Annotated in this window: 6 protein-coding genes; 4 read left to right on the forward strand and 2 right to left on the reverse strand. The window is 71.5% G+C overall.

The window, feature by feature from the left end:
• The first annotated feature begins 118 nt into the window (after positions 1 to 118).
• Both ABZT03_RS24210 and ABZT03_RS24215 read left to right on the forward strand, forming a co-directional pair.
• A complete protein-coding gene (locus ABZT03_RS24210) occupies positions 119 to 3,142 on the forward strand; it encodes a glycoside hydrolase family 3 N-terminal domain-containing protein (protein WP_356042517.1) in 3,024 nt (1,007 codons plus the stop codon).
• Between the two features lie 63 nt (positions 3,143 to 3,205).
• Positions 3,206 to 4,579, forward strand: a complete 1,374-nt coding sequence (locus ABZT03_RS24215) for a hypothetical protein (protein ID WP_356042519.1) — start codon at positions 3,206 to 3,208, stop codon at positions 4,577 to 4,579.
• A 94-nt stretch (positions 4,580 to 4,673) separates the two neighbouring features.
• Here the strand turns inward: ABZT03_RS24215 and ABZT03_RS24220 are convergent, their stop codons facing one another.
• Both ABZT03_RS24220 and ABZT03_RS24225 read right to left on the reverse strand, forming a co-directional pair.
• Complete coding sequence (locus ABZT03_RS24220) at positions 4,674 to 5,456, reverse strand: serine protease (protein ID WP_356042520.1); 783 nt, start codon at positions 5,454 to 5,456, stop codon at positions 4,674 to 4,676.
• Between the two features lie 379 nt (positions 5,457 to 5,835).
• On the reverse strand, positions 5,836 to 6,462 hold the full coding sequence (locus ABZT03_RS24225) for a YceI family protein (RefSeq protein WP_356042521.1): 627 nt from the start codon (positions 6,460 to 6,462) through the stop codon (positions 5,836 to 5,838).
• A 528-nt stretch (positions 6,463 to 6,990) separates the two neighbouring features.
• Between ABZT03_RS24225 and ABZT03_RS24230 the strand changes: the two genes are divergently transcribed.
• Both ABZT03_RS24230 and ABZT03_RS24235 read left to right on the forward strand, forming a co-directional pair.
• Positions 6,991 to 8,523: an acyl-CoA carboxylase subunit beta gene (locus tag ABZT03_RS24230; RefSeq protein ID WP_356042531.1), complete on the forward strand. Its 1,533-nt coding sequence runs from the start codon at positions 6,991 to 6,993 to the stop codon at positions 8,521 to 8,523.
• 65 nt (positions 8,524 to 8,588) lie between these two features.
• Positions 8,589 to 8,780: an acyl-CoA carboxylase subunit epsilon gene (locus tag ABZT03_RS24235; protein WP_356042523.1), complete on the forward strand. Its 192-nt coding sequence runs from the start codon at positions 8,589 to 8,591 to the stop codon at positions 8,778 to 8,780.
• The last annotated feature ends 67 nt before the right edge of the window (positions 8,781 to 8,847 follow it).

Raw genomic sequence — 8,847 nt, forward strand, 5'->3', positions numbered from 1 at the left:
GGCCGCACCGCCGACTCGCACCGGTTCCGGTGTGATGTCTTGACGGCCTCACGGGGCGCCAGTTAACTCACGGCGTGAGCTAAGTCATGAGTGGACTACGAGAGCCGAGGAATGGTCCATGCGAAGAACCGCCCTGCTCGCCTCCGCCGCACTTCTCACCACCCTGCTCCCGCTCGCCACGGCCGCCACGGCGTCCGGAGCCGACGACCCCGCCCCCACCGCCGTCGACCGCTTCGAGGGCGAGGTGCCCTTCGCCGCCCAGCCCGCCGAGGGCCTCTTCACCTGGGGCGGCGACACCGACGACCCGCCCACCCTCGCGCTGACCGCCCGGGACGACGCGCCCGAGGGCGCCAAGGTCCTCACCGGGACCTACGACATCAGCGGCTACGGCGGCTTCACCCACGACTACGCCGCCGACCGGCCCGCCCACGACTGGTCCGCCCACCAGGGCGTCCGCTTCTGGTGGGAGGGCCGCGGCAGCGGCAAGAAGATCGCCTTCGAGATCAAGGACGGCGGCGCCCACGGCGAGGCCTCCGAGCTCTGGACGACCTCCTTCAGCGACGACTTCACCGGCTGGAAACAGATCTCGCTGCCCTTCACCGACTTCACCTATCGCACGGACTACCAGCCCGTCGGCGGCATCGACCACGTCCTGGGCCTGACCCGGATGTGGGGATACGCCCTCACCCTGCCCACCGGCGTCAAGGGCACGTTCGCCATGGACGACGTCGAGGTGTACGGCAGGGCCGACCAGTCGCTGCGGGCCTCCGTCACCACCGACTCCGCCGTCCACCCGGTCCGGGAGGGCGCCACGGCCTCGGTCCGGGTCACCGTCGCCACGACCGGCTCCGTCCCGATCGACGAACCCGTGACCGTCGCCTACCGGACGACCACCGACGGCACCGCCCGGCCGGGCCGGGACTACACGCCCGTCAGCGGCACGATCACCTTCCCCGCCGGCACCGCCTCCGGCACCACCCGGACGGTGCGCGTGCGCACACTAGGCGACAAAGCCGCCGAGGCCGCCGAGACGATCCCGATCGCGCTGACCGTCACCGGCGCCAAGGCCCCGGCCGAGACCCCGCAGGTGGTGATCGACGCCCACGGACTGCCGTACCTGAACCCGAAACTGCCCGTCCGCAAGCGGGTCGCCGACCTGGTGTCCCGGATGTCCCTGGCGGAGAAGGCCGGTCAGATGACCCAGGCCGAACGCGGAGCGGTCACCGCCCCCGGTGACATCGCCGCCTACGCCCTCGGCTCGCTGCTGTCCGGCGGCGGCTCCACCCCGACGCCCAACACCCCTGAGGGGTGGGCGAAGATGATCGACGCCTTCCAGCTGCGGGCGCAGGCCACCCGCTTCCAGATCCCGCTGATCTACGGCGTCGACGCGGTGCACGGCCACAACAACCTGGTCGGCGCCACCGTCATGCCGCACAACATCGGCATCGGCGCGACCCGTGACCCCCGGCTCGCCGGGCGCACCGGCGCGGTGACCGCCGCGGAGGTCCGCGCCACCGGCATCCCCTGGGACTTCGCGCCCTGCCTGTGCGTCAGCCGCGACGAACGCTGGGGCCGCTCCTACGAGTCGTTCGGCGAGGACCCGGCGCTCGTGAAGTCCATGGAGACCGTCGTCCAGGGCCTCCAGGGTGCCCGGGACGGCAGCGACCTCAAGGACCACGACAAGGTCCTGGCCACGGCCAAGCACTTCGTGGGCGACGGCGGCACCGGCTACGGCACCTCGACCACCGGGACGTACACCCTCGACCAGGGCGTCACCCGGGTCACCCGGCAGCAGCTGGAGGCCGTCCACCTGACCCCGTTCCAGGAGGCCGTCGACCGCGGGGTCGGCTCGGTCATGCCCTCGTACTCCTCCCTGGACGTCATCGGCGACGGCAGGGGCCCGGTCAAGATGCACGCCCGCGCCGACATGATCAACGGGGTGCTGAAGAACCGCATGGGCTTCGACGGCTTCGTCATCAGCGACTGGGCCGGCATCGACCAGATCCCGGGCGACTACGCCTCGGACGTCCGTACGTCGGTCAACGCGGGCCTCGACATGATCATGGTCCCGTACGCCTACAAGGACTTCCACAGCACGCTCGTGGACGAGGTCGAGGCCGGCCGGATCAGCGAGCACCGGATCGACGACGCGGTGTCCCGCATCCTGACCCAGAAGTTCCGGCTCGGCCTCTTCGAGCACCCCTACGCCGACACCACCGGCGCCCAGGCCATCGGCTCCCCCAAGCACCGGGCCGTGGCCCGCCAAGCGGCGGCCGAGTCCCAGGTGCTGCTGAAGAACGCGGGCGGGGTGCTGCCCCTGAGGAAGTCGCAGAAGGTCTACGTGGCCGGATCCAACGCCGACGACATCGGCAACCAGACCGGCGGCTGGACCGTCACCTGGCAGGGCTCCTCCGGCGACATCACCCCGGGCACCACCGTCCTGGAGGGGCTGCGGAACGCCGGCGGCGACGTCACGTACTCCCAGGACGCCTCGGCGCCCACCCAGGGCTACGACGTCGGTGTGGTCGTCGTCGGTGAGACCCCGTACGCCGAGGGCGTCGGAGACGTCGGCAACGGCAACGACCTGGAGCTGACCGCCGCCGATCGGGCGGCCGTGGACCGGGTGTGCGCGGCCATGAAGTGCGCGGTCCTGATCGTCTCCGGGCGCCCCCAGCTCATCGGCGACCGGCTCGGCGACATCGACGCCCTGGTGGCCTCCTGGCTGCCCGGCACCGAGGGCGACGGCGTCGCGGACGTCCTCTACGGCAGGCGGCCCTTCACCGGGCAGCTCCCGGTCACCTGGCCCCGGTCCGAGGCCCAGCTGCCGATCAACGTCGGCGACACCGCGTACGACCCGCAGTTCCCCTACGGCTGGGGCCTGACGACCCTGACCAAGGTGCCGCGCGGCGGCGCGAGCACGCTGAAGGTGCTCGCCGCGGCGGCCGCGGTGGCCGAGCGCACCGGCGCGCGGGAGGCGGGCGGCGCGCTCGTCGCCCGGGCCCGCCTGATCGTGCAGCAGCGGGCAGGCGGCCGTCTCACGGCGGCGGTGTCGAAGCCGTTCGCCGACGCCGACCACCTCCTGCTGACCGGCCGGTACGGCGCGGCCGTGCGGAAGCTGCGGGAGGCCTACCTGGCGGCCTGAGCCGGACAGCACCTCCCACCAGCACCGTGTCATGTTCTGGGAGGCTTCGGGTAGCTTCGAATCATGAAGGCCCCCTACCGCACCCGAAGCCTCCCAGGGCTGCTGTCGGCCCTGCTGCTCGCCGCCTTGGCCGTGCTGGCGGTGGGGCCGGGGCCCGCGTCCGCCGCCACGGACGTCTCCACCGTCGCCGCGGCGCTGCGCGAGAACCCCGTCTACGTCGACCCCGCGGCGAGGTCCCAGATGTCCGTGGCCGACGCCGACGCCCTCGCACGGCAGATCAAGGCGGCGGACCGGCCGCTCTTCGTCGCCGTGCTGCCCGCCGGCTACCCGACCGAGGACCTGTTCACCAAGCTGCGCACCGACACCGGCGTCACCGGTCTCTACGCGATCCGCCTCGGCGACCGCTTCGACGCCCGCGCCGACTCCGCCGTCCTGCCCCGCGCGGCCGTGCGGAACCTCGTCACCAGCGTGCGCGGGGAGGAGGCCCGGGCCCAGCTGGACGACTTCACCCGCAACGCACTCCCCGCCATGCGCGGCTCGGCGCCCTCGTCCTGGGGCACCTCCCACGACGGCGGCGCCGGGGTGTCCACCACCGCGCTGATCGCCCTCGGCGTGGTGGTGGTGGTCGGCGGGGCCGGCACGTACACGCTCGTCCGGCGCAACCGGCGGCGCCGGGAGGAGGAACAGCGGGCCGCGCTGGAGCGGCTGCGGGTCGTGGTCGACGAGGACATCACCGCGTTCGGCGAGGAACTCGACCGTCTCGACTTCCACCCGGCGGAGGCGGGCGCCGACGACAGCATGCGCGCCGACTACGAACGCGCGCTGGACGCCTACGAACAGGCGAAGACGTACATGGCGCAGGCGCGGCGGCCCGAGGACGTACGGGCGGTCACCGGCGCCCTGGAGGACGGCCGCTTCTCGCTCGCCCAGCTCGCCGCCCGCCGGGGTGGTCTGCCCCTGCCCGAACGCCGGCCGCCCTGCTTCTTCGACCCCCGCCACGGGCCCTCGGTCGCCGGCGCCCTGTGGACCCCGCAGGCCGGCATACCCCGCGAGGTACCCGTCTGCGCGGCCGACCGGACCCGGCTGGCGGACGGCCGTGACCCGATGGTCCGCGAGGTCGACACCGACCACGGCCGCCGTCCGTACTGGGACGCGGGGCCGGCCTACGGCCCCTGGGCGGGCGGTTACTTCGGCGGTGGCATCCTGCCCGGCCTGCTGGTCGGCACGGTCCTGGGCAGCATGATGGCCGCCCCCGCCTACGCGGCGGACTACGGCTCCGGTTACGGGGACTTCGGCGGCTACGACGGCGGCGACGTCTCCGGCCCCGACTTCGACCCCGGCGACTTCGGCGGCGGCTTCGACGGCGGCGGGGGCGGGGACTTCGGCGGTGGCTTCGACGGCGGCGGGGGCGGGGACTTCGGCGGCGGCGGGTTCTGACCGCGCCGGGGACGCCCGGACGACGCAGGGGAAACGGGTCCGGCGCACAGAGCGCCGGACCCGTGGCCGTCGTACGGAAGGAAGAGGCCGCGCCTCAGAGCGTGGACGCGGCCGAGGCGATGGCGGAGGCGAAGGTCGAGACCTCGCTGTAGACGCCGGGGGCGTTGGCGCGGGCGCAGCCTATGCCCCAGCTGACGATGCCGACCTGGATCCAGGCGTTCGCGCTGTCCCGGCGGAACATCGGACCGCCGGAGTCGCCCTGGCAGGTGTCGGTGCCGCCCGCGGTGTAGCCGGCGCAGAGCTCGTCGCTCGCGACCAGGCCGCTGTAGCCGCTGTAGGAACGGCAGGTGGCGTCGCTGACGTACGGCACGGTGGCCTTCAGCAGATAGCGCTGCTGGGCGCCGCCCTCGCTGGCGGAACCCCAGCCCGCGATGGTGAAGGTGCCGGTGTTGTAGGCGGTGGTGGTGGCGATCTTCAGAGTCGGCAGGTTGATGGGCGCGGCGAGCTTGATCAGCGCCCAGTCCTTGCCGTTGCCGTTGTAGCCGGGGGCCCGGTAGACCTTGGTGGACCTCACCTGCACGCGGCCGGTGGTGGACTGGAGGTCCACGACGCCGGCGGTGGCGGTGATGCCGGTGTTGGCGCCGGTCGCGCCCACGCAGTGCGCGGCGGTGAGCACGATCTGCTGGGTGTAGAGCGCGCCGCCGCAGCCCATGGAGAGCCGGACCATGAACGGGAACTCGCCCTGCGCGGCGCGGGTGCCGCCGACGACGGGCGCCGGGGCGGCCTCGGCGGCCGACACGGGCTGAAGGCTCGCGATCGCGAGTGCGGCGGCGCCGGCAGCGGCGCATCTCCTGAGGGCCGTGAGGAGCTTCTTCAAGGTGATGCCTTCCGTAGGGGGTCGACCTCGGGGACGGAGCCGAACGTGATGACCAGTACATGTCAAAACGAGCGGCAAAGAGACGGCCATGATCTGGCATGGGCAGGTCAAATCCGTTGCTGGATTATGAGAACTCCGCCGGCACCCCCGCAAGGGGCACGATCCGGCCACGCCCGGCGACCCCCCGGGACCTGGCACGACCGGGTTTCCGTCCCCGCGGACACCGTTTCGGCCTACGGCCGCCCCCTGGAATCCGACCCCTGGAATCCGCCCCGTGGAATCCGCCCCGGAGTGAGGGCCGGGCACGACCGAGCGCCCGTCTTCCACCTGTCGTGGAGGGCGGGCGCTCTCGGATCCTGCGGGCCTGCGGGCCGGCGGCTCAGACGTTCTTGATCGCCGAGATGTCGAAGTTCAGCTTGATCTTGTCGGAGATCAGCACACCGCCCGTCTCCAGTGCGGCGTTCCAGCTCAGGCCGAACTCGGAGCGCAGGATCTCCGCCTTGCCCTCGAAGCCGACGCGGTCGTTGCCGAAGGGGTCCTTCGCGGCGCCGTTGAACTCCAGGTCGATGGTGAGCGGCCGGGTGACGCCGAGGATCTGCAGGTCACCGGTGATGCGGTAGTCGTCGCCGCCGAGGGCCTCCGCCTTGGTGGAGCGGAAGGTCATCGTCGGGAACTCGTCCGTCTTGAAGAAGTCGGCGCTCTTGAGGTGGCCGTCGCGGTCGGCCGAACCCGTGTCGATGCTGTCCATCGTGACGTCGAGGGACGCCGTGGACTTCGACGGGTCGCTGCCGTCGAGGTGCAGCGTGCCGCTGAAGTCGAGGAACTTGCCCTTGACGTTGGTGACCATGGCGTGGCGGGCGACGAAGCCGATCGAGGTGTGGGACGGGTCGATCGTGTAGTCGCCGCTGAGAGCGGCCAGCTCGGGGTTCACGGCGGCGGGTGCGTCGGTCGTGAGGGTGGTGCCGGCGGTGTCGGTGGTGTCCGTCTTGCGGCCGAAGATGCCCATGATGTTCTCCTGACGAGAGCTTGTTGAACGTTCAACGATGCCAACACGGATGACCGTAGTCCTATTCCGTTCAATGTTCAACATCCCCGGCCGGATGTCCAGGGGGATATCGTGGCGACCGACCCGTTCGGGCTAACCGTCCGGGATTTCCGCGGCGATCCCGGCGCGGAGGCCGCTCCGCGGTGACGGATTGGTCCAGACCCTTGCGGCAGAGCGTGCGCCGCGCCCGGCCGGGGTCACCGGAACAGGGTCGCTCCGCCCGCGGATGTGAGGTGACTCTCAACCCGCCTCTTTGTGTGACCTCCACAAGCCCGACGCCCCCTGAGCAGTCAGAAGCCCTGCACGCCGCCCCGGTTCTGTATAGGGGTACCAGGAAAACGGGTCGGAGACTGTACGGAGTCGACGGCTCGCTTTCCTTGCCGGACTTCGTAAGGTCGCTACATGACCGTTTTGGATGAGGCGCCGGGTGAGTCGACCAGCGAGCCGCTGAGCGAGGCGACGGGTGAGCCGACGGACGCCCGCGGGCGAGTGGCCGAGTTGCACGAGATCCGTGCGCAGGCACTGGCCGGCCCCGGCGAGAAGGCGACCGCGGCGCAGCACGCCAAGGGCAAGCTGACCGCCCGGGAGCGCATCGAGCTGCTCCTGGACCCCGGCACGTTCCGGGAGGTCGAGCAGCTGCGCCGGCACCGGGCGACCGGCTTCGGCCTGGAGGCCAAGCGGCCGCACACCGACGGGGTCATCACCGGCTGGGGCACGGTGGAGGGCCGTACGGTCTTCGTCTACGCCCACGACTTCCGCATCTTCGGCGGCGCGCTGGGCGAGGCCCACGCCACGAAGATCCACAAGATCATGGACATGGCCATCGCGGCTGGTGCCCCGCTGGTCTCCCTGAACGACGGCGCGGGCGCCCGTATCCAGGAGGGCGTCAGCGCGCTCGCCGGCTACGGCGGCATCTTCCAGCGCAACACCCGCGCCTCCGGCGTCATCCCGCAGATCAGCGTGATGCTCGGCCCGTGCGCGGGCGGCGCGGCCTACTCACCGGCCCTTACCGACTTCGTCTTCATGGTCCGCGAGACCTCGCAGATGTTCATCACCGGCCCGGACGTCGTCAAGGCCGTCACCGGCGAGGAGATCACCCAGAACGGCCTGGGCGGCGCGGACGTGCACGCCGAGACCAGCGGTGTCTGCCACTTCGCCTACGACGACGAGGAGACGTGCATCGCCGAGGTGCGCTACCTCCTGTCGATGCTCCCGCAGAACAACCGGGAGAACCCGCCGCGCGTGGAGTCCACCGACGCGGCCGACCGGCGCTCCGACGTCCTCCTGGACCTGGTCCCGGCGGACGGCAACCGACCCTACGACATGGCCAAGGTCATCGAGGAGATCGTCGACGACGGCGACTACCTGGAGATCCACGAGCGCTGGGCCCGCAACATCATCTGTGCCCTGGCCCGCCTCGACGGCCAGGTGGTGGGCATCGTCGCCAACCAGCCGCAGTCCCTGGCCGGCGTCCTGGACATCGAGGCCAGTGAGAAGGCCGCGCGCTTCGTCCAGATGTGCGACGCCTTCAACATCCCGATCGTCACCTTCCTCGACGTGCCCGGCTTCCTCCCCGGCGTCGACCAGGAGCACGGCGGGATCATCCGCCACGGCGCCAAGCTCCTCTACGCCTACTGCAACGCGACCGTCCCGCGGATCTCCCTCATCCTGCGCAAGGCCTACGGGGGCGCCTACATCGTCATGGACAGCCAGTCCATCGGCGCCGACCTCACGTACGCCTGGCCGACGAACGAGATCGCCGTGATGGGCGCGGAAGGCGCCGCCAACGTCATCTTCCGCCGCCAGATCGCGGACGCCGAGGACCCCGAGGCCATGCGGGCCCGCATGGTCAAGGAGTACAAGTCCGAGCTCATGCACCCGTACTACGCGGCCGAGCGTGGACTGGTGGACGACGTGATCGACCCCGCGGAGACCCGCGAGGTCCTGATCCAGTCACTGGCGATGCTGCACAGCAAGCACGCCGACCTGCCCTCCCGCAAGCACGGCAACCCCCCGCAGTAATCCAGCGGATCCGAGGTAACCCACCGGTTGCCCCGCGGAAACCTCATCCACGGAGACTGAGACCTATGACGACGCCTGACATCCGTGTCGAGAAGGGCCACGCCGACCCCGAGGAAGTCGCCGCGATCACGGCCGTCCTCCTGGCCCGCGCGGCGGCCGCCCCGGCGGCCCCCACCCACCGCAAGCACCCCAAGGCCGGCTGGCGCCGCCTGGAGCGCGAGCCCGGCTTCCGCGCACCGCACAGCTGGCACGGCTAGGCACACCGGCCGCCACAGGCCGCCCTGTCGTACGACGTGAAGGGGCCCCTCCGCCCGGAGGGGCCCC

This window comes from Streptomyces sp. NPDC005574 (assembly GCF_040605435.1).
Taxonomy (GTDB): Bacteria; Actinomycetota; Actinomycetes; order Streptomycetales; family Streptomycetaceae; genus Streptomyces.